This window comes from Paenibacillus sp. PvP094 (genome assembly GCF_040546835.1).
Classification (GTDB): Bacteria; Bacillota; Bacilli; order Paenibacillales; family Paenibacillaceae; genus Paenibacillus; species Paenibacillus illinoisensis.
Genome location: NZ_JBEPOM010000001.1, coordinates 5,933,485 through 5,959,102, shown reverse-complemented (window position 1 = coordinate 5,959,102; position 25,618 = coordinate 5,933,485). Strand labels below are relative to the sequence as shown.

The window sequence follows — 25,618 nt, the reverse complement described above, 5'->3', positions numbered from 1 at the left end:
GGAGGGGGATCATGACCTGTATTGCAGTGCTGCCATACTATAAAGTACAGAGGGAAGTGACCGGTCTCGCGCAAGAGATCAAGTCGAACGAACGATCCATGATCCTGTACTCAGACAGAATTGTAACGAAATATCGCGAGTTTCATATCAAGGATGTATTTGACATGTCCTTTCGAAGAATGGGAAATGAGGGGGGATTTTTCTACCTCCATACAAGCACCGGGGTGTATCCCTATATGGTGAAAATGGACCCTAAACCTTTCATCCAAAGTTATCGAAAGATCACGATGCAGAAATATTCATGACTTGACCTTTCCGTTACGTGAAGGCTTATCCTTTGGATCTGAGCTATTTACTTGAATCCAGAGGAGCTGTGAAACGAATGGGCATATTGATTCAGCAAGCGATGATTCTATCCATGAAAGACGGAGAGGCCCCCTTCCTGGGGGATATTCGTATTGAAGGAGACCGGATTGCCGAAATCTCGCATCACCTTGCCGCCAATCCGGGTGATGACATCATGAACGGAAAAAACATGCTTGCCATGCCGGGTCTGATTAATGCACATCAGCATTCACCGATGAGTCTGCTTCGGGGGTTCTCGGATGATCTGAGGTTAATGGACTGGCTGGACCGCAAAATGCTGCCTGCTGAAGCACAAATGACGCCGGAAGACATCTATTGGGGAGCCCTGTTGTCCATGGCCGAGATGATTCGATCAGGTACCACCGCCTATGCAGATATGTATATCCACATGAATGAGATCGCTGAAGCCGTAACCAAAACGGGCATTCGGGCATCTCTCACGCGCGGAATGGTATTCATGGAGAATGACGGCGGCCGTAGGATGCAGGAAGCCATTGATCTCGTTCATCGCTGGTCAGGCAAGGCGGATGGAAGAATTACAACGATGTACGGGCCGCACTCGCCATACACCTGTCCCATGGAACCGTTAATGGAAGTCATTGCCCTGGCTGAAAAGGAAGATATCCCTCTTCATATCCATCTGGCCGAAACGAAGGAAGAAGTCGCGAAGATTCGTGAGCGTTACGGTATGACCCCAACGCAGTACCTTGAGGAAGCTGGCATGTTCGAGAATGCACATGTGCTGCTTGCCCATGGAGTACACCTCAATCGAAGAGATATCGGCAGGCTAAAAGGCATGCGTGGAGGCATAGCCCACAATCCGGTCAGCAATCTGAAGCTGGGTTGCGGCATTGCTCCCATCACGGACATGATTGCACAGGAGATCCAAGTCGGACTTGGAACAGATGGGGCCGGTAGTGCGACCACTGTCGATATGTTCGAAGAGATCAAAGCCGCAACATGGCTGCAAAAACTCGATTACGGAGATCCGACTCGCTTGCCGGCAAGGCAAGTGCTGCAGATGGCTACTCGGGGCAGCGCAGGTCTGCTTAAGCTTCAGGAGGATGTAGGTACGCTGGAGGCAGGACGCAAGGCAGATCTGATTCTGATCGATCTGCAGAAGCCACATCTTCAACCTGTACACGAGCTGGAGTCTCTACTTGCATACAGCGTAAATGGTGCGGACGTAGACACAACGATTGTAAACGGACAGGTTCTGATGAGAGGCAGGAAGCTCTTAACGATCGATGAGGATGAACTTTATCGTGAGGTGAGAGTTAGGGCGAAGCGGATTGTTGAGGGAATTTAATATTCTCTTACGTATGAGGGATAAGGAGGCCAGCTTGGAACCGAGGTTCTTAGCTGGCCTTCTTGCTATACACGGAAGTGTAATGTTCTGGATTCCCATCTTTAACCTTAGTCAGTGAGGATAATATATATTTTTTGTTTACTAGCAGATCATTTGATAAAATAGAAGAGACGTGAAGATTGATTCTTTTAGAATGAAGTAGATTAGGACGTGGATTCAGGCGGTTGGTTCAAATTCTTGTTTGCGCGTCCATGTGAATATATGAACATAAATATATATTATATCAAAAGAATGGAGCCATCCCATGAAATATCGCAATATGGAAGATTGCATCAACGATCTGGAGCAGCATGGACATCTGATCCGGATTAAAGAAGAAGTAGACCCGAATCTGGAAATGGCCGCAATACATATGAAAGTGCACGAGGCGAAAGGCCCGGCGCTGTTGTTTGAAAATGTAAAAGGCTCGAAGTTCCAGGCAGTATCCAATCTGTTTGGCACACTCGAGCGCTGCAAATTCATGTTCCGTAACACGCTCGAAGGCGTACAACGGGTCATGGCAGTACGGGACGATCCGATGAAGGCGCTCAAGACGCCTTTGCAGCACATCAGCACAGGTCTTGCAGCGTGGCAGGCGCTGCCCAAACAGAAGTCAATCAGTCTGCCCGTGTCGGCTCAGGAAATTCAAATCTCGGATCTGCCGCTGATTAAGCATTGGCCTATGGATGGGGGGGCCTTTGTAACGTTGCCGCAGGTTTATTCGGAGGACCCGGATAAACCGGGGATCATGAACTCCAATTTGGGTATGTACCGTGTCCAGCTGAGCGGCAATGATTATGCAATGAACAAGGAAATCGGACTGCACTATCAGATTCATCGCGGGATCGGTATACATCAGGCGAAGGCTGTCAAAAAGGGAGAGCCGCTCAAAGTCAGTATCTTTATCGGTGGTCCTCCAGCTCATACCCTGTCTGCGGTGATGCCCTTGCCTGAGGGCCTCAGTGAACTGACCTTCGCTGGTCTGCTCGCTGGGCGTCGTTTCCGTTATAGTTACAAGGATGGATACTGTATTAGCAATGATGCTGATTTTGTCATTACCGGAGATATTTATCCAGGTGAAACAAAACCGGAAGGACCGTTTGGTGATCATCTGGGCTATTACAGTTTGACGCATGAGTTCCCGCTGATGAAAGTGCACAAAGTGTATGCGAAGCCTAATGCAATCTGGCCATTTACGGTAGTCGGTCGTCCTCCGCAGGAGGATACGGCATTTGGTGATCTAATCCATGAAATTACGGGCGATGCGATCAAACAGGAGATTCCGGGTGTCAAAGAAGTACATGCCGTAGACGCTGCCGGGGTGCACCCTCTGTTATTTGCAATCGGAAGTGAGCGTTACACTCCATATCAGACGGTGAAGCAGCCGACGGAATTGTTGACCATTGCGAACCGTATTCTGGGTACGGGACAGCTGAGTCTGGCCAAGTATCTGTTTATTACAGCTGAGGATCAGCAGCCGCTGGATACCCACCGTGAAGTGGAATTCCTGACCTATATACTGGAGCGCATGAATTTGCAGCGGGATATCCATTTCCATACCAATACAACCATCGATACACTGGATTACTCAGGAACCGGGTTAAATACCGGCAGTAAGGTTGTTTTTGCAGCCTATGGTGAGAAGCTTCGGGAGCTGTGCACAGAAGTGCCGGATACCTTGAAGAATATTCGTGGTTATACGAATGCGCAGCTGATTATGCCGGGGATCGTATCGATTCAGACATCTGCTTTTACGAGTTATGAAGAGACGGCGCGGGAAATGCAGCAATTTACGGATATGCTGAAGGAGCAAGGGGGACTTGATTCCTGTCCATTGATCATTCTGTGCGATGACAGCTCTTTCCTGAGTGCGAGCCTCAGCAACTTCTTATGGGCTACATTTACGCGCAGCAATCCATCTCACGACATGTATGGGGTAAACAGTAGCTATTCGCATAAGCACTGGGGCTGCGATCAGATGATTATTGATGCCCGGGTGAAGCCGCATCAGGCACCACCGCTTATACCTGATCCTGCGGTTGAGAAAAGCATCGAACGTTTATTCGTCGGTGGAGCAAGTCTGGCATCGGTCAAAATTTAGCTCTATAGGAAAGGGCCCAAACTGAAGTTTGGGCTCTTTATATTTCTCCAATCCAACGAAACGTAACATTCCATGTTCCTTATTCGCCAAAACCGGGATTATTTAAGAAATATGAATGAGAAGAAAGTCTTACACGTTCGTATTTCCTTTTGCGATTAAGGTCGTTTGAACTATGCAGAAAATCAAGAAAATGATCGATATAAAGAAGTATAGGTATTTTGGGGACCCAATCCATCGGGTACTGTTACTATAATGAATGTTCAGGGGGAATACCGATTGAGAATCCATATTATGAACCTGCAAGACGGAGACCGTCTGACTGCGGATACATTTAGCGATGCGGGGTTGCACATTCTCGGGAAAGGGACTGTAATCAAAAGTGAGGATATTTCCTTGCTCATGCAGCACCGTGTGGACTATGTAGATATTGAATCACGTGATGAAGAAATAACAGAAGCTGAGTTTTTTGCCGCTGCAGCCAAATTTGCAGCCGGTTCGAGTATTGCAGCTGGTTCGAGCATTAAGGAAGAACCGCCTGAAGAAGAAATGAAATCCCAATTTACACAGACTGTACATAACTACCAAAATGCATTTCTTGAAGCACTTACTGTGGGTAAATTCAATGCTACCATGGTGGACGATGCACTGCAGCCAATGGTGGATGGACTGGACGAGCAAAAGGATGTCGTACATCTCCTGATGATGCTGGAACGTGATGATGTTAACAACTATACACACTCCATTCAGGTTGGATTGCTGTCCTTCTATATTGCCAGCTGGATGGGGTATTCCCAGAAGGAAAGCTATCAGATCAGCCGCGGCGGCTATCTGCATGATATAGGCAAGTGCAGAGTGTCCCATCGGATTCGTAACAAAGTGGAACCATTAACCACGGATGAACAGCTGGAATTGCAGCGTCATACCATTTATGGCCATGATATCATCAAAAGTTCCATGACAGATGAGGCTACTGCGCTTGTAGCGCTTCAGCACCATGAACGTGAGGATGGCTCGGGGTATCCAATGCAAATGGATAAAAGTGAAATCCATCCTTATACGCAGATCGTGTCTGTGGCTGACGTATACATTGGTATGAGATCCGGCATTCACGGGGGCAGCAATCCGAACCTAATCAATAATCTGCGTGACATCTATGCGATGGGGTTTGGCAAGTTGAATGAAAAGCCGGTTCAGGCTCTGATGCAGCACCTTCTCCCGAACTTTATCGGCAAGCAAGTGCTTCTGAGCAATGGTGAAAAAGGGGTAATCATCATGAATAATACCTCGGACATCTTCAATCCTCTGGTCAAGGTCGAGTCCGAGCAGTATCGTGACTTGTCCAAAGAACGCAGCATTGCCATTAAAGAACTGATTATTTAAGGTTATAAAAGTTTAGAGTACAAACAGGTCTCCTGCATAATGACAGGGGACCTGTTTTTGTGTAACGGCTTTTGGTGCATTGTTCTCTAGGGAGAGCAAGCGTATACTGGGTACAAAATCCATTTTATCTGAGGAGCGATAAACCTTGATTGAAGTGGTAACCGAAATTACAATACGTGCTCCAATTGAAAAATGTTTTGATTATGCCCGGGATATTGATGTTCATACACAGACGGTATGGAAACATACACGGGAACGAGCTGTTTCGGGCGTGACCTCCGGCAGAATAGGTGCCGGCGACACGGTGACGTTTCAAGCAACTCATTTTGGCATAAGGCAGAAACTGACTTCCTGTATCGTGCAATATGAACGTCCGCATGTGTTTGTCGATCAGATGGTAAAAGGGGCATTCCAGAGCATGCGTCACGAACATCATTTCAGCAGGATTGATGACCAAACCACTTGCATGAGGGACATGCTGAAATTTGAAGCACCACTCGGTATGTTGGGAAGACTGGCTGAGCGGCTCGTCTTGAAGCATTATATGCATGCTTTTATCCAAAGCCGCAATACGAAGCTGAAAGCTATACTGGAACAGAAGAACCAACAGGTCTGACGACAAATTACTTGTGATAAGGAGTGATCTTGATGGGAAACGAATATTTTGTTGGTTGGGGCACCCTTGCGTTAATTAATGCCGGACTTGCTCAAGGGAAAAACAGAAGTGGGCTTAACTGGTTTCTGATCTCCCTCTTGTTTGGTCCGCTTGCAACGCTGTTCATTGTTGTATGTTCTAAGTTAGAACAATAATTCAGTTTCCTTTATGTGCCGGAACACAAGAGGATTGGATCATATTCCGTTGTAAGTAACGGTCAATAGCCCAGAACAGGAATGCTGCTGCACTCACCGCTGCTCCCAGCCAGCATACGCCCGTCCATCCTGCCCAGGCAAACATCATAGTCGAAGCAATAGATCCGGTTGCACTGCCCGCCGAGTAAAATATCATGTATGCAGCAGTAAGACGGCTCTGTGCTTCAGGACGAACCTGATAGATTAGGCTCTGGTTGGTGACGTGGACTGCTTGTACAGCGAGGTCGAGAACGATGACGCCAACGATCAGAAACCATAACGATTGATGAACGAAGCCGATCGGCAGCCAGGACAGGAGCAGAAGCAGAAGAGAGAATCCAGTTGTGTGCTGTCCAAGACCCCGATCAGCGAGTTTGCCAGCGCGGGCAGCAGCCAGTGCGCCCGCGGCACCTGCCAAACCAAAAGCACCGATGGCTGTATGGGACAACGAGAATGGAGGTGCGCTGAGTGGAAGGACCATGGCAGTCCATAAAATGCTGAAAGCAGTAAAAATCAGCATGCCCAGCACGCCACGAATTCGAAGTATAGGCAGCTCCCGATAGAGTTGTATTACCGAAATGAGCAATTGAGCATAATTTAATTTTGTTCGCTGAGGCTCATGCTTCGGCAGGAGAAGGAGCAGGGCGACTACGCCGAGCAATGTTAGCGATGCGGAGAACAGGTAAACCGATCTCCAGCCGATCCAATCATTCAGGGTGCCCGCAACCGTTCGAGCGAGCAATATGCCAATCACGATTCCGCTAGTCACGAGGCCTACAATTCGTCCGCGTTCCGAAGGGGCAGCGAGTGCTGCGGCAAAGGCAACGAGTGCTTGAGTATTAACAGCCAGTAATCCGACGAGTGCCATTGCTGTGAAAAAGATGGAACTAGATGATGTGGTGCCAACGACAAGCAGAGCCACGACGGAGAAGAGCATCTGCACGATGATCAGTTTTCGCCTGTTAATCAGATCACCGAGAGGAACAAGAAAAAACAGTCCAAGGGCGTAACAGACTTGGGTCACTGTAATGATTACGCCGATATGTGAGTGGGAGATCCGGAAATCCCTGGCCATGGCATCCAAAAGGGGCTGAGCATAATAAATGCTGGCTACGGAAAGTCCGCTGCACAGAGCGAAGAGGAGCGCAACAAGTCGGGACATGCCAGCATGAGCTTTTGAAGATGGGTGTACCTGTTGAATCGGAGTATTCATGAGAGTCACCTTTCAAGAGTGGATTTTTGAATTTAATTTTATACTGATCAGTACATAATAATTCTGAATTAACATACTGTATATATCATCCAAATGTCAATTGTGTTATTTTTAAAGTGGATTTTTGTTATTAATTCAATGATTTAATGAAGGCATATAATTGACATTATGAGGGATGAAAGCTACGATATAATATATCGATTGGTACATAAAAAGGAGAAAGAATATGGTGAGACAACGGGAGTTTGATACCGATAAAGTGCTTGATGCAGCCATGCGCATATTTTGGGATAAAGGATTTGAAGCAGCGTCATTGACTGACCTGACTTCCGCAATGGGTATTCAACGCCCCAGTTTGTATGCTGCGTTCGGGGACAAAAAAGAGTTATTTGAGACGGCGCTGCGCAGATATACCACTCTGCATGCCGCGCAAATTAGATCGAGGCTTCAGCAGGAAGGGTCTGTAAAACAGGCATTTCGTGCGCTGTTTGAGCACATTGGGGCGGAGGGGGATGTATCCAAGCCGAGTCACGGTTGTTTTTGTATTAATACGATGGTTGAACTGGCTCCGCACGATTCGAAATTCGCCGTTTTAACCCGGGAGCATCAGATGTATCTGGCAGTGATTTTTCGGGAAACGATCGAACGGGGGCAGCGGTCCGGAGAATTGTCCGGTGATCTGAATGCGAGTGCAGCTGCAAAATCTTTGGTTATTTCAATGATTGGACTTACTGTATTAATGAAATCGGGGCCAGACCGCTCGTTTGTAGAGCAAAGTATTGAGGCAACGTTATTGATTATTGGAGGGGAATCGATATGATTCAGCCCACCGAAGCATTACTGGAATGGTTTCATTTGGGCCATCCTCTGGATATGGGTGTGATTGCGCATGCACTCGGAATGGATCATGTCTTAGTAGAACGGTATAATCAATTGAAAATCCAGGATGGAGCTATATGTTAGTCATGAGATTGAACTGGATGCTTTGCTTTAAGGTTTTGTTGCTCGTTAAAACCCAATATCATAAGTGAATAGGAAAATATTGATTATATGAGACGATATGTAAAGTGAAACGTAAAATATAGTAACATCCAATTCCGAGGAGGAATTCCATGGTACTTACTACGTATTGGCGATTGTATCTTACTATTTTTTATGTCATAGGTGTATCGATAACGACTCTTGGTGGAGTAGGCATCATAACATTCAGTCTCATCATGTTTGGAGTATTGGCTCTGGCCTCGATAGAAGCATCCCTCTTTACCAATGATCAGGGAAAATTAGATCGGTTTGTATTCAAAGTTTGGGGGTTGTCAAAGATCACGATTGCGATTATCATCACGGCGCTAATTTTTAAAATGTTAATATGAATTGAAGAGGCGGAACTGACTTCCGGCTCTTTTTTTATGTCTAAGGACATTGGGCAGACCGGTGTCGAATTGGTACAATACGGGTAGGTGTAGGATACAACGCATTTTGAAGGAGGGGTACATATTGCAAACGAAATTACGGTGCGCCATATTGGACGATTACCAGAACGTCGCCCTGTCATTGGCTGATTGGAGTTCAGTCCAGGATCGGGTTGAGGTTCAGACCTTTAATCATTACATGGGCTCGGAAGAAAAGGTCATCCAGGAGCTGCAGGATATGGATATCGTCATTCTGATGCGTGAGCGTACGCCGTTTCCTGAATCGGTTATATCCAGGCTTCCCAAGCTGAAGCTGCTGATTACAACAGGGATGCGAAATGCCTCGATTGATCTTAAGGCTGCGGAACGCCATGGAGTCACGGTGTGTGGGACAGAGGGCAGCTCCAATCCACCGACGGAACTAACCTGGGCGCTTATCTTGGGACTATCCAGGCAGCTGGTTACAGAAAATAATGCGCTGAAATCCAATCGCAACTGGCAGAGTACGGTCGGCATGGATTTGTACGGAAAGACGCTCGGGCTGCTCGGATTGGGCAAGATCGGTTCCCGGATGGCCGCGATTGCCAAGGCTTTTGGCATGAACGTCATGGCCTGGAGTCAGAATTTGACACCTGGACAAGCCGGAGAACAAGGCGTAATCTGGTGCGAAACAAAGGAAGAGCTGCTGGAGCAAAGTGATATCGTGTCGATTCATCTGGTGCTAAGTGAACGTACTCGTCATCTGATTGGACAGGGTGAATTCCAGCGGATGAAAAAGACAGCATTGCTGATCAATACATCCCGTGCGGGAATTGTGGATCAGGGGGCTATGGTAGAGGCATTGCAAAATGGTCTGATCGCCGGGGCGGGACTTGATGTCTTTGAACAGGAACCTTTACCCGTTAATCATATCATGCGAACCTTGCCCAATGTGCTGGCAACACCGCATTTGGGTTATGTGACCCGAGGGAATTATGAAATCTATTATAATCATGCGGTAGAGAACATCGAGATGTTTCTAAAAGGGAGCCCGATTAGACAATTGATCGTGAAGTAATAACAAACCATGCCACAGTTCTCGTCAGTTTTCATTAAATCGATACAGACCACAAAAAGGTGACCCTCAGGCCGTGATTAATGGCTGCGGGGACACCTTTTTTGCTTGTGATTTATCATTTCATCCATCCAGGATGAGCCATTAGGAACGTGGTGACGAGGGACGAATCATCGCTACGCTTGATTCGCGTACGATAAGTCTGGGTTCAAACTGGATATGCTCATAGTCAGAAGTACTCATCTCGCGGATTCGTTTGAGCAGCAATTCTGTCGCCAGCCTGGCAACCTCTTCGCCCATAATGGAAACCGAGCTGATTTGCGGGGACGAGACGGTAGTCCATTGATTATTATCGACCCCAACTACGGCGACATCTTCGGGCACACGTATACCCAATTCTTTGAATCGGTTAACCAATCCGATAGCTACCATGTCATTGATGGCGTAGACTGCGTCTGGCATATGGGTCAGTCCATGGAAGTAATCCGCAGCGTTTGCTCCAGTGTTCAGGGAGAAATCTTCTCCGAAATAGACAAGTGATATATCGACATGGGGCAGAGCTTGTTCATAAGCACGGTAACGCTCTTCAATGATGTCCTTGGGGGCACCCGCATAGGCAATCCGGGTTCGTCCAATTTTAATCAGATGTTCCATCACAAGCTTTCCCTCAGGCTGAGATAGAGAGACGATATCTGCCTTCATGCCGGGTTCAAGCCTTTTGCCGTAGTTAATCATGGAGATGGGAAGGGGAGCCTTATCGATCAAGCCTGGCAGCGTTTTGGGATAAGCGAGCGGCATGAATATGAGGCCGTCCACATGCAGCTTTTTAATATTTCGAATGGTTTCCAGTTCTGTGCGGGCATTCCCCGCCGTATTAATCTGTACCACGTGATAGCCGTGCTGTTTAGCTGTTTGCTCCACAGACCAGGAGATCTCTGGAATGATCGCATTTCGTATATCCGGAACAACCAGGGCAATTTGGTGGGTCTGGCGAATTTTAAGACTCTGAGCGGATGTGTTGGGAACAAAACCGAGCTCTTCAATGGCCTGCATGACCTTATCTCTGGTTTTGCTGCTGATACCCTCAGAATTATTAATGGCTCTTGAGACGGTAGCAATGCCTACTCCCGCTAACTCCGCCACATCCTTTATGGTGACTTTTTGTTCTTTGCTCACGTTTGGCTAACCTCACTTCACCGGAAACGATTCCGAATCTATAGTAATTTCGTGTTGAATTCATGTGTATACTCTGATTATAACACTTTTTGTAAGTCAATAGACTTTCCATGACCTATAACTGTAAGCAGGGTGTTAACTTATTCCATACGTTCTTGAGCGTATAATCTGCAAACCTTTGGATAGAGGCAATCGCAGCAGGTTTTATCATGCTGCATGTAAAGGCAAAAAATTCATGAATTCGACGTATTTATGGGAAAATGTGTTTGACAGACTATCTAAACTATGACATATTTAACTACGGAAACGTTTCCGGTTATATTCAAACCTATGATCTGGGAGATGAAATTGATGAAAGCATTACGTTGGCATGGTGTTAAAGATTTGCGTCTGGAAAATATCGATGAACCTAGCCCGGCACAAGGGAAAGTTAAAATAAAAGTGGAATGGTGCGGAATTTGCGGCAGTGACCTGCATGAATACACTGCAGGACCGATTTTCATTCCAGCTCAAGCACCGCATTCGCTAACAGGCGAACAAGCACCTGTAGTGATGGGACACGAGTTCTCTGGACAAGTCGTTGAAGTGGGTGAAGGTGTTACCCGTTTTCAAGCAGGAGACCGTGTTGTCGTTGAACCTATCTATGCATGCGGACATTGTGAAGCCTGCAAACAGGGAAGATACAATCTGTGCGACCAGATGGGGTTCCTCGGTCTCGCCGGAGGGGGCGGAGGTTTCTCCGAATACGTAACAGCTGAAGAGTATATGGTACACGCCATCCCTGACTCCATTTCCTATGAACAGGGAGCATTGGTAGAACCTTCTGCGGTAGCGCTGCATGCCGTGCGTCAAAGCAAGCTGAAAGTAGGCGATACTGCAGCTGTATTTGGTGCGGGTCCAATCGGTTTGCTCGTTATTGAAGCATTGAAAGCTTCCGGCGCCTCCGACATTTATGTAGTAGAGCTATCTGAAGAACGCAAAGCGAAAGCCGAAGAGCTCGGCGCTATCGTTATTGATCCAACCCAGTACAATGTCGTGGAAGAGATTCATAGACGTACGCAAGGCGGCGTGAACGTTGCTTATGAAGTGACAGGTGTTCCACCTGTGCTGCAGCAGGCGATCGACTCGACACGTATTGGCGGAGAGCTGATGATCGTCAGCATTTTTGAGCAAGCGGCTCCGATTCTGCCTAACTCTATCGTCATGAAAGAACGTACAGTGAACGGCATTATCGGTTATCGGGATGTTTTCCCGGCCGTGATTAGTCTGATGGATAAAGGCTTCTTCCCGGCAGACAAGCTGGTGACCAAGCGTATTTCGCTGGATGAAGTGGTGGATCAAGGATTCGAAGCTCTTCTGAAAGAGAAAAATCAGGTGAAAATCCTGGTCAAAGCCGAGTAGTCACAACCAGAAATCTTCTCATTCAATAAACGAAGTCATTATGACTAAATGGAGTACCCGCGTAGGCAGCTCATCTTCGGATGAAGCTGTCTATTTTTGTTGAAAAGGGCGGAATGTATTGCATGCTTGTTCTGTTTTACATAATATAAAAAGATACAATATGTATCGTTTATATGAAAAGGCATTCAATTTCAAAACGAAGGAGGAAGCGGGCATGCATAACAACACGAAATGGGCAGCTCTAATTTTGACGATCGTTGCCAGCGTTGGCTGGATGCTTACAGGGAGTGCCAAGCCCAAAAGCAGTGACAAGGCCGAGCGCAAGCCGACTGTTGAACGGGCCATGGCGAAGGTATCCAATATACCCATCAATTCTGCGGATGTGACAAGCAAGATTGAGCTGCTTGGACGACCTTTTGCCAAAACGCCTTACGCCAATAATGTGTGGGATATGCAGTTATACAGAGACAAGATCTATTTGGGTCATGGCAACAGCAGCAATATGGGGGTAGCGCCGAACTCGGGTCCCATCCCGGTCATTTATTTTGATACAGCAACCTCATCGTTTAATAGGCAGGCAGTCAGCAACAGCAATCCGGGAATTGTCCCATCAACCAAAATGGTTGTGGATGAAGAGCAGATTGATATCTACAAGGTCCTGGACGACAAGCTCTATATTCCGGGAAATGATTCTGACGGAGAGCAATGGAGTTTCGGGAACTTTTATCGGCTGGATGGGGACGTATGGACAAAATACCGCAACCTTCCGCTTGGGGTACACGTTTATGACCTTGCTCTGTTTCAAGGCAAAATGTTTGCCGCCCTCGGAACAGAAGATAAGCCAACGATTCTGATCTCACATGATATGGGCGTAAGCTGGCAGAAGTTTGCAAACATTAATACGTTCGGGCTAAGGGCATACACACTGTTTGAGCTGGGGGGCAAGCTGTATGCATCCGGCATGATGTATCCTGCCAATAAAATCTGGAATGACAAGACCAATTTCCTGGAGATTAATGCGAATCTGGAGAAGAAAGACGTCGTAATCTACGGTAACAAAATCCTGCCGGGACTGACCTATCAGCAGGGCACGATTCCGTATAACAAGATTGGGAAAAATGTTAACTTTGATAACAAGTTAGTCTATATCGCTGGTGGCGTATTCAATGACGGTCAATTGCTTCCCAAATCCTTGAATGTCATGACAGCCATTAATCAGGCTAGGCGCGTGATTTTACCCGATGCCAAAGCATTGCCAACAGACTTGCTTTTGCGCGACGGCAAAGTATATGTACTCACCTACACGTTCCAAAATAAAAATCTGTATATTAACCGGGTATACCAAACCACGGATCTGATCAATTGGCATGAAATCCTCCGGTTTAACCAGGATACGTATGCGAAGTCATTTGAAGAGCATGAAGGGGATTTCTATTTCGGTTTGGGCACGGATCCAGACGTCGTCTCACCTTCATCAGGCAAAATACTCAGAGTTCATCGCCATGACATTCCTGTGAATTCGGATTAAGGGGAACGCTAGAAAGAGTAGGGAGTATATACTATGATTCATATCTATTTTTGGTTATCATTTAAAATGAAAAAGACGTAAACACAGAGCGTACACGTACAGCAGCGTAATTATTGCCACTTGCTGCGGGGATGCTCTATTTTTTTATGTTACATAATAGATCATTTCATTAGCGAGTTTGAAAATAAAACTCACAAACTATAAAATGGAAAGGTAATTGGGTTCTGACATTCCACAAGATAAAGGAGCTATAAACAAATGAATGTACCTTCAGCGTTGTTTACACCCTTCACTTCAGACAAGCTTACATTGTCCAATCGGATCGTCATGGCACCCATGACTCGCGGTTTCTCTCCAGAGGGTGTACCCGGGCCGGAAGTTGCTGAATATTACAGACGCAGAGCAGCTGGCGGTGTGGGGCTCATTATTACGGAGGGGACAGGGATTAACCATCCTTCCTCTGTAAGTGGTGCGAGTATTCCGTTATTTCATGGTGATGAATCCCTCCAGGGCTGGTCGAATGTGGTTCAAGCCGTTCATGACGCAGGCGGTAAAATCATGCCTCAATTGTGGCATGTGGGTACCGCAAGGCGTACGGGTGATCTGCCTCATGCAGAAGCGGAGCCTGTAAGCCCCTCTGGCATCAGCATGGCAGGGGAAGAGAACAGGGAACCTTTAACCGAAGAAGAGATCCAAGGTCTGGTACAAGCGTTCGCACAAGCAGCTGCAGATGCGAAGCGGATCGGGTTCGATGGCATAGAATTGCATGGCGCTCACGGATACCTGATTGATCAGTTTTTCTGGGAGCATACCAATCGTCGTACAGACAAGTATGGCGGTGACTTGGTCAAACGCACACAATTCGCAGTCGAGGTCATTGAAGCGTGCCGCAAGGCGGTTGGACCGGATTTTCCGATCGTGCTTCGTTTCTCGCAATGGAAAATGGGCAATTATGATGCTCGCCTGGTGGATACCCCGGAACAGCTGGAGCAATTTCTTGCGGCGCTGGCTGCGGCGGGCGTTGATATCTTTCATTGCTCGACTCGTCGCTTCTGGCTGCCGGAATTCGAAGGATCTGAATTAAACCTTGCCGGGTGGACACAAAAATTAAGCGGGAAACCTGCGATATCCGTTGGGTCCGTTGGTCTGGAAGCCGAATTCGTGGACCGATCAACCGAGAATCAGGGAACTGGCGATGCTCACTTGGACCAATTGAATACGATGTTAGAGAACAAGGAGTTTGAACTGATCGCACTGGGACGTGTACTGCTAAGCGATCCGGAGTGGCCTGCAAAAGTGCGTGAAGGACGCCAGTCCGAGATCATTCCATTTACGACTGAAGTGTTGAAAACATTGAATTAGTGAATAGTAGCTATTTATCAGCATTTTTCTGCATATTCACCTACAAGGAAGACAAAAAATGAGCAATCCACAGCAACCTTATGCCGCCGAAAGGCGGCTTTTTCAACCTGCTATAATAATAATTTCAACATATGAAAAATTCACAACAGAATACCATTTCTCTCCCGCATTTATGTACCCCATTGTCCATACAACGCCCACGCCCTTCGTTGAAAAAATCATTAGAAACCATACTACAACGCTCAAATGCAATCATTTTTTTAGCTAATCAGTCTCATATCTCACTCTTTTAATTACAGCAGGTGATTTTGAAAAAAGTGCTGCTTATGTTAATGTAATGCCTGAACATTACGGTACACATTCCAACATGAATTAGGAGGTTGCTTTCCTTGTATGTACATAACGATTTTATAAAAAGTAAACGAAGACACTCGTTGCAAATGTTATTTCTGATGATTGCAGTCCTTATGCTCATTACCGCATGTGGAGAAACGCAAAAGCCAGGCTCCACAGCGAATTCCTCTGCAGGCTCTACTACGGAACAACAAGCTGCACCGGAAGGCAGTGGTGATTCCGATGCGGAGGAACCTGAGGAGAACAATGAGCAGAATAATGCTTCCCCTCAGGAAGAGGCAGATCCGGTTCAGGAGCAGCTGGACCAGCTCTCGCTGGATGAAAAGATTGGACAGATGATTTTGGCCGGGGTACAGGGGACTGCTTTGGATGACCAGGCTAAACAAATGATTGCGGACCAAAAGGTAGGAGGCATCATTTTTTATGGTAATAACGTGACGACTTTGCAGGGAACAGCGAAGTTTGTACAGTCCATCAAAGAAGCAAACCGTTCCAATCCGGTGCCAATTTTCATGAGTGTGGATCAGGAGGGCGGCAAAGTCAGCCGAATGCCTGAAGAAGTGGAGAGTATTCCTTCTAATGGTAAAGTTGGAGCGAGGAAAGACGCCGAACTGGCGGAAAGCATGGGTAGGTTACTGGCAAGACAGATCCAACTTGCAGGCTTTAATGTGGATTTTGCTCCGGTGTTGGACGTCAACAGCAATCCGAACAATCCGGTGATTGGTGACCGTTCCTTTGGCAGTTCGGCTGAACTTGTGTCTCGTCTCGGCGTCGCTGAGATGAAAGGTCTGCGCAGCGAGGGAGTGATTCCGGTCGTGAAGCATTTTCCCGGTCATGGGGATACGTCGGTGGACTCCCATCTGGATCTTCCCGTAGTGAACAAAACAGAGAAGCAGCTGGCCGAGCTGGAGTGGATTCCGTTTCAGGCCGCGGTGAAAGAGCATGTGGAGGCTGTAATGGTGGCTCACATTTTATTCCCTAAGCTGGATCCTGATCATCCTGCTTCGTTATCGGATGTCATTATTGGTGAACATCTGCGGGGCAAATTCAATTACGACGGCGTCGTCATTACAGATGATCTCAGCATGGGTGCAATCGCCAAAAATTATAAACTGAATGAAGCTGCAATCGCGACCGTTCAGGCAGGCAGTGATATTTTGCTCGTGGCTCACAGCTATGAAAGTGCCAAAACGATATTTGATACTTTGAAAAATGCGGTGAAGAATGGGGAAATCACCGAATCTCGAATTGATGAAAGCGTGTATCGTATTCTGGCACTGAAGCAGTCTTACAAGCTGTCTGATGAGCAGCAACCATCGGGTGACCTCAAGCAATTGAACGCAGACATTGTACAATGGCGCAAACAGGTTCATGCCGAGTAATCCATCCTGTGTTATGATTTTGGAATGAGAGAGAATATACTACATTTCATTATTACAGGTTAGGGGTGCGGCCCATTTATGTATACCATAATGATCGTCGAAGATGATCCGAAAATTGCAGGACTGCTGAAATCCCATATTGAACGATACGGGGACAGAGCCGTTCTGGTGGAGGATTTTGAGCGGGTGTTACAGCAATTTGAGCAGATCCAGCCACATGTTGTTCTTCTGGATATCAACTTGCCCAGCTATGACGGGTTCTACTGGTGTCGTCAGATTCGTACGATGTCTACATGTCCGATTTTGTTTATTTCCGCCCGGAGTGGCAAGATGGATCAGGTGATGGCGCTGGAGAACGGAGCGGATGATTATATAACGAAGCCTTTCGAACATGAAATCGTGATGGCCAAAATCAAAAGTCAGCTGCGACGTGTATATGGAGATTACGCAGCGCGTGACGAAGAACGCAAGGTCGAGCTGGAAGGATTGACCGTATACCTGGAAAGACTGGAGATTCAGCTCGGTGATCGCAAAGTGCAGCTGACGAAGAAGGAAACGATACTGCTGGAAACGCTCCTTCGTCGTAGTCCGAAGCTCGTGAGCAGGGAGACGATTCTGGAGAAACTGTGGGATGACTCCTTTGTAGACGACAATACACTCAGTGTCAATGTAACTCGTGTACGCAAGCGATTGGCCGAAATAGGCATAACAGACGCTTTGGAAACGGTGAGGGGTTCCGGTTATCGGTTAAACGCAAACTGGAATACGGCTTCACCATCATGAAGCTGTTTATGAGAGAACACCTTGCTTTAACTTGCTGGGTGGTCGTCATCTTGCTTACCGTCGTCGGCGTATTTTGGTATGACGGTTACGACCATGTGCTGACAGCTGTCTATGCCGTATCGCTGGGGTTATTTTTATATGCAGGTTACCTGACGTACCGTTATATGTCTCACAGGGCGTTCTATACCCGAATGACACAACCCATGAATTCGCTTAATGAATTTGTCCCGCTCGAAGAGATGGTTCCCTTATCGGTAGCGCTGGAGAAGCTGCTGGATTCACAATATGGTCATTATCATGCCCATCTCCACCGTCTGGAGCAGCGCCAGCAGGAGTATCTCACATTTATGAATCAGTGGGTACACCAGATGAAGACACCTTTATCCGTGATTGAACTGACCGTGCAGGACCAGGAGGACGATGACCCACGTCTCAGGAGTATTCGGGAGGAAGCAGATCAGATGAGACGCGGATTGGAAACGGTGCTGTACGTAGCGCGTTTGGACACATTTGAACAGGACTTCAGTGTTGAACCGGTTACACTTAAGGCAGCAGGCGAAGAGGCCATTCATGAGCTGAAGCGTTTCTTCATTCGCAATCATGTCTATCCGGAGATTCAGATGGATGCTTCGCTAATTGTGCAATCGGACGCCAAATGGATTCGTTTTGTCATCGTCCAACTGCTCTCCAATGCCATCAAATACTCCTCTGGTAACGGACAGAAGATATACCTGCGCGCATATAAAGCAGAACGGTCCATTATTCTTGAAGTTCAAGATCAGGGTGCCGGTATTCCTAAGTCTGATCTGAACAGGGTGTTCCAGCCTTTCTTTACGGGAGAGAACGGTCGTCATTTCAAGGAGTCAACGGGGATGGGGCTGTACATCGTGAAAGAGGTTCTGACCCGAATGAATCACCGGATCGATCTGGAATCAGTATATGGTGAAGGGACGACGGTCCGGATAACATTTAGTGTTTAGTGAATAGAAGATGGTTTTCTATATTGTTTTTCAATAGGATGGTTCAAGAGAATCGACGTCTGTTACCCTGGGGTAATGACGTCTTTTTTGTTTAATAGAAGCAACCTTACAACTTTGTCATGCAAGTGAAAGGTTAAGCCATAGGAGATTAGCCGAAACTTCGGTTAAACTGAAGTCAGAAGTCAGGGCATCAAGAGTGCAATGAATAACCAATGAATAAATAGACAAGAGTTGGTCATGGTTGACTCATGTTCAACGTAAAAAAAAGGAGTGGTACATATGGAAATATGCTCGGTAAAACAGATCAGCAAAATCTATAAAGGGATTGTCTCCTATGAAGCATTATCGGGGATTGACCTCAGCATCCAGGAAGGCGAATTTGTAGGAATCATGGGTCCATCCGGCAGCGGCAAAACGACACTGCTCAACATGATCTCGACGATCGACCATCCGACATCGGGAGAACTGCGCATTGCCGGGAAAAATCCGTTTGAACTGAACCAGGATGAGCTTGCGCTGTTCCGGCGCAAAGAGCTGGGATTTGTATTTCAGTCGTTTAATCTGCTCAATACCCTTACGGTGAAGGAGAACATTGTGCTGCCGCTTACGCTCGATGGAACGCCGCTGGGGGAGATGAACGCTCGTGTGGATCGGCTAGCAAGCAAGCTGGGCATTGAGGGGATTCTGGACAAGCGGACTTATGAGATTTCAGGTGGACAGGCACAGAGAACGGCCATTGCCAGAGCACTAATCCATTCCCCCAAGCTAATATTGGCGGATGAGCCAACAGGCAACCTGGACTCGAAAGCGGCGCGTGATGTCATGGAAATGCTGGAGCTTCGCAATCAGGAGGACCAGGCGACGATGCTGCTGGTTACGCACGATGCGGTTGCAGCGAGCTACTGCAGCCGGGTCGTCTTCATCAAGGACGGCAAACTCTATAACGAGATTCACTATGGCGATAACCGAGCGGCTTTTTATCAAAAGATTATTAATGTGTTATCCCTAATGGGAGGGTCAGGACATGAATTTTCGCCAGTTCGCCATTAACAATGTGGTTCGCAACAAACGGATTTATTTGGCTCATTTTCTGAGCAGCACATTTTCCGTCATGATATTTTTCACATATGCACTGCTTCTGTTTCACCCGGATCTGAAGGATGGTTTGAGGGGATCAAGTGAAACGGTTACTATGCTTGCCAATCAGGGCTTTATGATTGCAGAGATCATTATTTTCATCTTTTCATTCCTGTTCTTGCTATACTCGGTCGGTTCATTTCTGAAAACACGCAAGAAGGAATTCGGTATCTTCCTGATCATTGGGATGACACGCAAACAGATGAATCGGCTTCTGTTTATGGAGAACATGTGTATCGGGATTGCCGCCATTGCAGCGGGTATTGGACTGGGGATGATCTTCGGAAAACTGATCCTGCTCATCTGCGGTTCCCTGCTGGCTGTGGAGAACAGTCTTCGATTTTATTTTCCATTAAAAGCAATCGCTCTGACAGCTGTCGCATTCCTTATTCTGTTTGCTGTCATTGCACTGTCTTCTTCTCTGCTTATCCGCAAGGGAACGCTGATTGATTTGGTGAAATCGGAGGAAAAGCCGAAACCGGAGCCGAAGGCATCACGCTTGCTCGCGTTTCTATCCGTGCTGTTGATTGGCGGTGGCTATGCAGGGGTGTTCACTTTTGTGTGGGTAACGTACTCATTCCCGCTGCTCCTGGGGAGTGTCATTATGGTTATCGCGGGTACATACCTGCTGTTCACGCAGCTCAGTGTGTATGTCATTCGGGCATTAAAACGAAATCAGCGTTTGTTTTTCCGTAAAACCAATGTACTGTTTCTATCCGAGCTTACGTATCGCATGAAAGACAATGCTGTCATGTTTTTCATGGTAAGTGTCATCTCAGCCTCGGCATTTACCGGCATTGGCACCATGCTGGCGATCGCTGATCCAGGGTTGTCGTCGATGACGAACCCGTATGCATTCACTTACACGAATTCATGGGATACACCTGAGGCAGAGGGGGATATCAGACAGATTGAGGAAACGCTTGTTGACCATGAGGTCCCCTATGTAAAAGGCAGCTACACCCAGCTGTATGAGAATAACACTGGCAGCAATATCATCAAATTGAGTGAATACAACTATCTGGCCAAGGCCCTTGGTTACAAAGAACGCACGTTGGATAAGGAAAATGGGGCCTTTATGACGCCATCGAATCTGGCAGCACGCAAAGAGCTGCGTAAACAAGTGGAGCAGGGGTTCTCACCAACACAGGTCGATCTTGAAGTTGAAAATTATCATCAACAGGTTCAGCTGTCTCCTCCAGCTACCGAAATCGTTATCCCTGTTGATTTCAAAGTGGACATCTACGTCGTTTCCGATGAATTGTTTGAAAAGATGAAGCGAGCGTACAATGAGTTCCTTGACTTGAGTGAAGATTACTATTCCAATAAAATGACTCAATTTGTGGTGGAAGATTGGATGGGCACGCGGGCCTTCGCCCCTGAACTGGTTAATTCGATTCAGGATCGGCCGCGTACCAAAGGCTACTTCATGTTCAGTGCTCTCGTTGTGGACTGGCTGAATTCGAAACAAACCAATGGGATCATTTTGATCCTGAGCGGTCTGATCGGTATTGTCTTCTTTACCTTTGCGGCAAGCTTTACCTATTTTAGACTCTACGCGGATCTGGAAAGGGATGAAGCACAGTATCGCATGATTGGCAAGATGGGACTCAGTCGTCCGGAACTTCGTAAAATAGTAACTCAGCAGCTGCTGCTTATGTTTTTCCTGCCATTACTCATTGCTTTGATTCATAGTTCGGTGGCATTTGTGGCGCTGCAGCAGTTGGTCGATTTTTCAGTTATGGGATATAGTCTGCGTATCTTCTTCGTTTTTGCCTCCATGCAGATCCTATACTTTGCGCTTGTGCGCTGGCGGTATTTACGCCATATGTACTCGAAATTAATCTAAACTGGCATGACTTAGGCAAACATCGGACGCTTCGTTCGGTGTTTGTTGACTTTTCTATCCTGGACACAGTACTATTTCATTAGATACAAACTGTATCACAGCGTTTATCATACATAACTTCAGCATATGACAGTTGTACTTTGAGATTGGTAGCCATAGCAGGCTTTTTGCCTGAGAGGGAGGATGTATCATGAGCATCACGATGTCTCGCGGACAAGCTTACATACACCGATTGAATGATGAGCGAAACGTATGGCTGGATGGCAAGCGTGTCCGGGTAACCGAACATCCCGCCTTTCAGGGAACACTGCAGACGATTGAGAACTTGTTCGATTTGGTGGATGATCCGGATACACGAGAAACAGTGGCATATTGGGATGAACACACGGGGAGTTATGTGCATAAGGCTTTTCGGGTGCCTCACGCTTCTCAAGATGTCAGTAGTAGAGCGGCAGCATTTCGGCTCTGGTCGGATCGAACCTATGGAGTCATGAGCAGACTGTCGGATTATGCCCGCTCGCGTCTTGTCGGATGGTATGCCACACGTCAAGATATGGCACGACATGATCCCATGTATGCAGATAAAATAGCAGCCTACTATCAGGAGGCCAAACGAAAAGATGCATTCCTGACGATTGTCCAGCGTGACCCGCAGATCAACCGATCCCTGCCTGTTGGGGAAGATGAAGATGCCATGCTGCGGATTGTGAAAACCAACTCGGAAGGGATTATTGTTCGGGGTGCCAAGATGGTGGCGACCGCAGCTCCTTATGCAGATGATATTATTGCGTATCCGATTCAGCGGATTCCGGGGCATCTGCCGGAACTGGCACATATGGTGATTGTTGCTTTGGGAAGTCCGGGGTTACATCTGATCTGCCGTGAATCATTTGCCGCTCCACAGTTGGATGCTGCTCATCCTCTCAGTGCCCGTTATGATGAGATGGACGCTGTATTATTTTTTGATGATGTACTGGTTCCATGGGAGCGTGTACTGCTGCACAACAATCCGGAAGCCGTGTGGCAGGTTCGCTGTAACGCAGCCTCTTCCAGTCTGGCCTACCATCAGAGCATCATTCGGCTGCACTCCAAGCTGGAATTCATCACCGCCGTCACGGCAGCCATTGCGCAGGAGATCGGTGTGGATTCATTCCTGAATGTGCAGGAACAACTCGGAGAGATGATCAGCCAGATGCAGACCATTGAGGGCTTGATCGTTGCTTCTGAGGCTCAGGCACAGCCAGATGCGCATGGCAACTGGCTCCCGTCATTTAAATACATTGAGACAGCTCGTAATCTGGGCAGCCGATATTACCCGAGAGCAGTTGAAATTCTAAAAACCATTGCAGCAGGTGGACTGATTCAGATCCCGTCGGGCAGATTCGATCTGGATGAAACGGTAGGACCATTGATGGCCAAATATCTTGGTGGTGTGACACTGCAAGCGCCAGAGAAAATTCGTCTGTTTCAGCTGGCTTGGGATCTGACCGGAAGTGCACTTGGGGCGAGGCATGATCTCTATGAGCGTTACTACGCAGGTGATCCGGTTCGCAACCGTGCAGGCCAGTATATACAATATGATAAGGAAAGTTTGAATAAAAAGGTTGAGCCTTGGCTCCATATGAAGTAGTCATTGAAGCTTCAGCAGCATGGAGATCATGGATAGAATTACGAGCCCCGGCACATGCCAGGGCTTTTATTTAGGTTATCTTTAGATTTGATTTAGGTGGATTTAAGGGACGTGGTATATAGTAGTAAGATACATGTAAAAGAATACACTGCCGATGATTGAGGAATGAGGAAATGAGAGGAATAACATGAGATACACCGTATTGATTGCAGATGATGAACCAGAGATCGTGGAACTGCTTCAACTGTACCTTGAAAAGGACTATGACATCAGGACTGCCGCGAATGGAGCGGAGGCGCTGGAATGCATTCGTTCTGTACCGATCGATCTTGTCATTTTGGATATTATGATGCCTGTAATGGATGGACTTCAGTTAATCAAGCAAATTAGGGCAACCCATCATATGCCCGTCCTGTTTCTATCCGCCAAAAGCCAGGATCATGACAAGATTCTCGGACTTGGACTCGGTGCGGATGATTATATTTCAAAGCCGTTTAATCCGCTGGAGATTGTTGCTCGTGTAGAAGCTTTGTTAAGACGTGTGAATCAATTTGACGCCCATGAATCCGCCGCACCCCAGGAGACCAATCTTGTTCTTGGTGAACTTATGCTGGATCGCTCCAAATGTGTGCTTTTTCGATCGGGCAAGCCTGTAACCCTAACCTCCACGGAATACAAAATTGTGGATCTGCTGCTGGAGCAGCCTGGCCGGGTATTTACACGCAAGAAAATATACGAGGCGGTATGGGGGGACTATTACGCGCATGAAGACAGCACCATTATGGTGCACATCAGCAACATTCGTGAGAAGATCGAACGCGACTCCAGACAACCTGAATATTTAAAAACGATAAGGGGACTCGGATACAAAATTGAAGCGCCAACGGAAAGCTAGAGAAAAGCGACTTTTGCAAACGTCCCTGACACTGGACTTCCTGCTGTTCAACTTCTTTTTGCTGCTGCTCGTCTTGATTGTCTATCTCATGGTTTCGCTGGATGTCGTGGATTTCCGCATTTCGGATCAGGTGGTTGATCCTGATCTGAACGTCGAGGCGCATGTCTATGCAGCTGAATTGAGCAAGAGGCTTGAGGATGACTCATCAAGCAAGGAATTACAGCGTCTGATGGATAGCGGAGGATGGATCGAGATTCTGGATGCAGATCGTTCGGTCATTCGCCAGATCGGTGTCAAGCAGGATGCAGTTACATATTACCGTGAGTCGGAGTTGTATGCCGGACTGGAGAATCGGAGCGATAGTACGTATTATTATTCCATTTCTCCCTACGCAGCAGAGAGAGATGCGAAGTATGTACTGCTGAAAATACCGCGTGATCTGGTGAGTATCCGCATGAATGAAAATCTGCTGATTACCAATCTGAAGCATCCTTTGTCATTTTACATCATGATCGGAGTTGGCTTCGTTCTGCTCCTGATATTCGTATACAGCTATTGGGTCGCACGCCGAATCAAAAAACCACTGAGTATTTTGTCATTGGGTCTTACCCAGATGATTCAGGGAAATTACAGTACACGCTTGTCCATCTCGGCAGAGAAGGAATTTGTCCAGATCGGCGAGACGTTTAATTATATGGCAGATGTCATCGAGAATACCTCAGCAGAAAAGCGCTATGCGGAAGAGAGCAAACAGCGGCTGATCGTGGATCTGTCGCATGATCTGAAAACACCAATCACCTCCATTCAGGGATACGCTCAGGCTCTTGTCGAAGGACGGGGAGAGAACAGGGAACGACAGCAGCGTTATCTGGGATATATCTATAACAAGTCCGTTCAGGTGGCACGAATGATACAGAATATGCTCGAACTGCTCAAGGTGGACTCTCCCGATTATCACATGCAGATCCAAAAGAGAGAGATCGGGGAATTCGTGCGTGAAGTCATGGCCGATACCTATGGTGAGATTGAGCAGAAACAATTTGTGCTTCATGTGCTGGTACCTGATCAGGAGATATACGCCAGATACGATCCTGAATTGCTGTCACGGGTTATTCAAAACCTCATTACCAATGCGCTATCCTACAATCCGAAGGGAACGGAGCTGCGGGTGGAATTGATTCCGCTGGGTACGCATGTAGTCATTGAGGTTGCAGATACGGGGGTCGGTATTCCCCAGGAACTGTGGAGCACCATTTTTGATCCATTTGTACGAGGAGATGAAGCACGGACCGGTACCGGCGGAACCGGACTTGGACTCGCGATTGCTCGGCGAAATACAGAGAAGATGGGCGGACGACTGATCCTGTCCCAGCGAGGCAAGGAGACTACCGTGTTTACGATTCAAATTCCAAACTGATAAG

General features: G+C 47.2%; 23 protein-coding genes. 21 read left to right on the top strand and 2 right to left on the bottom strand.

The genetic code is table 11. From position 1 onward, the window contains the following. The first annotated feature begins 11 nt into the window (after positions 1 to 11). From ABIC22_RS26885 to ABIC22_RS26860, 6 genes are all read left to right on the top strand, one after another. Complete coding sequence (locus ABIC22_RS26885; RefSeq protein WP_127536068.1) at positions 12 to 305, top strand: hypothetical protein; 294 nt, start codon at positions 12 to 14, stop codon at positions 303 to 305. 77 nt (positions 306 to 382) lie between these two features. After that, positions 383 to 1,675 carry an amidohydrolase gene (locus tag ABIC22_RS26880; RefSeq protein ID WP_354485110.1) on the top strand — a complete coding sequence of 431 codons (1,293 nt, stop codon included), beginning with the start codon at positions 383 to 385 and terminating at the stop codon, positions 1,673 to 1,675. A 304-nt stretch (positions 1,676 to 1,979) separates the two neighbouring features. Then, complete coding sequence (locus ABIC22_RS26875; protein ID WP_354485108.1) at positions 1,980 to 3,815, top strand: UbiD family decarboxylase; 1,836 nt, start codon at positions 1,980 to 1,982, stop codon at positions 3,813 to 3,815. A gap of 276 nt (positions 3,816 to 4,091) precedes the next feature. Beyond that, complete coding sequence (locus ABIC22_RS26870) at positions 4,092 to 5,195, top strand: HD-GYP domain-containing protein (RefSeq protein ID WP_354485106.1); 1,104 nt, start codon at positions 4,092 to 4,094, stop codon at positions 5,193 to 5,195. 154 nt (positions 5,196 to 5,349) lie between these two features. Beyond that, positions 5,350 to 5,811: an SRPBCC family protein gene (locus tag ABIC22_RS26865; protein WP_354486113.1), complete on the top strand. Its 462-nt coding sequence runs from the start codon at positions 5,350 to 5,352 to the stop codon at positions 5,809 to 5,811. Between the two features lie 32 nt (positions 5,812 to 5,843). Beyond that, positions 5,844 to 6,005, top strand: a complete 162-nt coding sequence (locus ABIC22_RS26860; RefSeq protein WP_164764150.1) for a hypothetical protein — start codon at positions 5,844 to 5,846, stop codon at positions 6,003 to 6,005. 1 nt (position 6,006) lies between these two features. Here ABIC22_RS26860 and ABIC22_RS26855 read toward each other — a convergent pair whose 3' ends face one another. Continuing rightward, positions 6,007 to 7,257 carry an MFS transporter gene (locus ABIC22_RS26855; protein ID WP_354485103.1) on the bottom strand — a complete coding sequence of 417 codons (1,251 nt, stop codon included), beginning with the start codon at positions 7,255 to 7,257 and terminating at the stop codon, positions 6,007 to 6,009. 226 nt (positions 7,258 to 7,483) lie between these two features. On the opposite strand from ABIC22_RS26855, the gene ABIC22_RS26850 reads away from it, so the two are divergent. The 4 genes from ABIC22_RS26850 to ABIC22_RS26835 all read left to right on the top strand — a co-directional run bounded on the left by ABIC22_RS26850 (position 7,484) and on the right by ABIC22_RS26835 (position 9,723). Then, positions 7,484 to 8,077, top strand: a complete 594-nt coding sequence (locus tag ABIC22_RS26850; protein WP_354485101.1) for a TetR/AcrR family transcriptional regulator — start codon at positions 7,484 to 7,486, stop codon at positions 8,075 to 8,077. Further along, positions 8,074 to 8,220 (top strand): hypothetical protein, encoded by a 147-nt coding sequence (locus tag ABIC22_RS26845; RefSeq protein ID WP_354485099.1) that lies wholly within the window; start codon positions 8,074 to 8,076, stop codon positions 8,218 to 8,220. The genes ABIC22_RS26850 and ABIC22_RS26845 overlap by 4 nt, the downstream gene beginning before the upstream one ends. Before the next feature lie 149 nt (positions 8,221 to 8,369). Further along, positions 8,370 to 8,627, top strand: a complete 258-nt coding sequence (locus ABIC22_RS26840) for a hypothetical protein (RefSeq protein WP_354485097.1) — start codon at positions 8,370 to 8,372, stop codon at positions 8,625 to 8,627. A gap of 124 nt (positions 8,628 to 8,751) precedes the next feature. Continuing rightward, positions 8,752 to 9,723, top strand: a complete 972-nt coding sequence (locus tag ABIC22_RS26835; protein ID WP_127536060.1) for a D-2-hydroxyacid dehydrogenase family protein — start codon at positions 8,752 to 8,754, stop codon at positions 9,721 to 9,723. A 141-nt stretch (positions 9,724 to 9,864) separates the two neighbouring features. Here ABIC22_RS26835 and ABIC22_RS26830 read toward each other — a convergent pair whose 3' ends face one another. Then, on the bottom strand, positions 9,865 to 10,896 hold the full coding sequence (locus ABIC22_RS26830) for a LacI family DNA-binding transcriptional regulator (RefSeq protein WP_154893427.1): 1,032 nt from the start codon (positions 10,894 to 10,896) through the stop codon (positions 9,865 to 9,867). A gap of 351 nt (positions 10,897 to 11,247) precedes the next feature. Between ABIC22_RS26830 and ABIC22_RS26825 the strand changes: the two genes are divergently transcribed. From ABIC22_RS26825 to ABIC22_RS26775, 11 genes are all read left to right on the top strand, one after another. Then, a complete protein-coding gene (locus ABIC22_RS26825) occupies positions 11,248 to 12,297 on the top strand; it encodes a 2,3-butanediol dehydrogenase (protein ID WP_354485094.1) in 1,050 nt (349 codons plus the stop codon). A gap of 214 nt (positions 12,298 to 12,511) precedes the next feature. Further along, positions 12,512 to 13,825 carry a hypothetical protein gene (locus ABIC22_RS26820; RefSeq protein WP_354485092.1) on the top strand — a complete coding sequence of 438 codons (1,314 nt, stop codon included), beginning with the start codon at positions 12,512 to 12,514 and terminating at the stop codon, positions 13,823 to 13,825. 258 nt (positions 13,826 to 14,083) lie between these two features. After that, positions 14,084 to 15,187: an NADH:flavin oxidoreductase gene (locus ABIC22_RS26815; protein WP_354485090.1), complete on the top strand. Its 1,104-nt coding sequence runs from the start codon at positions 14,084 to 14,086 to the stop codon at positions 15,185 to 15,187. 389 nt (positions 15,188 to 15,576) lie between these two features. After that, positions 15,577 to 16,923, top strand: a complete 1,347-nt coding sequence (gene nagZ / locus ABIC22_RS26810) for a beta-N-acetylhexosaminidase (protein ID WP_354485088.1) — start codon at positions 15,577 to 15,579, stop codon at positions 16,921 to 16,923. 78 nt (positions 16,924 to 17,001) lie between these two features. After that, positions 17,002 to 17,706: a response regulator transcription factor gene (locus tag ABIC22_RS26805; RefSeq protein WP_127536055.1), complete on the top strand. Its 705-nt coding sequence runs from the start codon at positions 17,002 to 17,004 to the stop codon at positions 17,704 to 17,706. Next, positions 17,703 to 18,686, top strand: a complete 984-nt coding sequence (locus ABIC22_RS26800) for an ATP-binding protein (RefSeq protein ID WP_154893424.1) — start codon at positions 17,703 to 17,705, stop codon at positions 18,684 to 18,686. Before ABIC22_RS26805 ends, ABIC22_RS26800 begins: the two co-directional genes overlap by 4 nt. Positions 18,687 to 18,965: 279 nt before the next feature. Beyond that, the gene (locus ABIC22_RS26795; RefSeq protein WP_095358397.1) at positions 18,966 to 19,736 is read left to right on the top strand and encodes an ABC transporter ATP-binding protein; all 771 of its coding nucleotides are present in this window, start codon (positions 18,966 to 18,968) and stop codon (positions 19,734 to 19,736) included. Next, positions 19,711 to 21,672 carry an ABC transporter permease gene (locus tag ABIC22_RS26790; RefSeq protein ID WP_354485085.1) on the top strand — a complete coding sequence of 654 codons (1,962 nt, stop codon included), beginning with the start codon at positions 19,711 to 19,713 and terminating at the stop codon, positions 21,670 to 21,672. The genes ABIC22_RS26795 and ABIC22_RS26790 overlap by 26 nt, the downstream gene beginning before the upstream one ends. 190 nt (positions 21,673 to 21,862) lie before the next feature. After that, positions 21,863 to 23,302, top strand: a complete 1,440-nt coding sequence (locus ABIC22_RS26785) for a 4-hydroxyphenylacetate 3-hydroxylase family protein (RefSeq protein ID WP_354485083.1) — start codon at positions 21,863 to 21,865, stop codon at positions 23,300 to 23,302. 187 nt (positions 23,303 to 23,489) lie between these two features. Continuing rightward, positions 23,490 to 24,197, top strand: a complete 708-nt coding sequence (locus ABIC22_RS26780; RefSeq protein ID WP_127536051.1) for a response regulator transcription factor — start codon at positions 23,490 to 23,492, stop codon at positions 24,195 to 24,197. Beyond that, on the top strand, positions 24,175 to 25,614 hold the full coding sequence (locus ABIC22_RS26775) for a sensor histidine kinase (protein ID WP_354485081.1): 1,440 nt from the start codon (positions 24,175 to 24,177) through the stop codon (positions 25,612 to 25,614). Before ABIC22_RS26780 ends, ABIC22_RS26775 begins: the two co-directional genes overlap by 23 nt. The last annotated feature ends 4 nt before the right edge of the window (positions 25,615 to 25,618 follow it).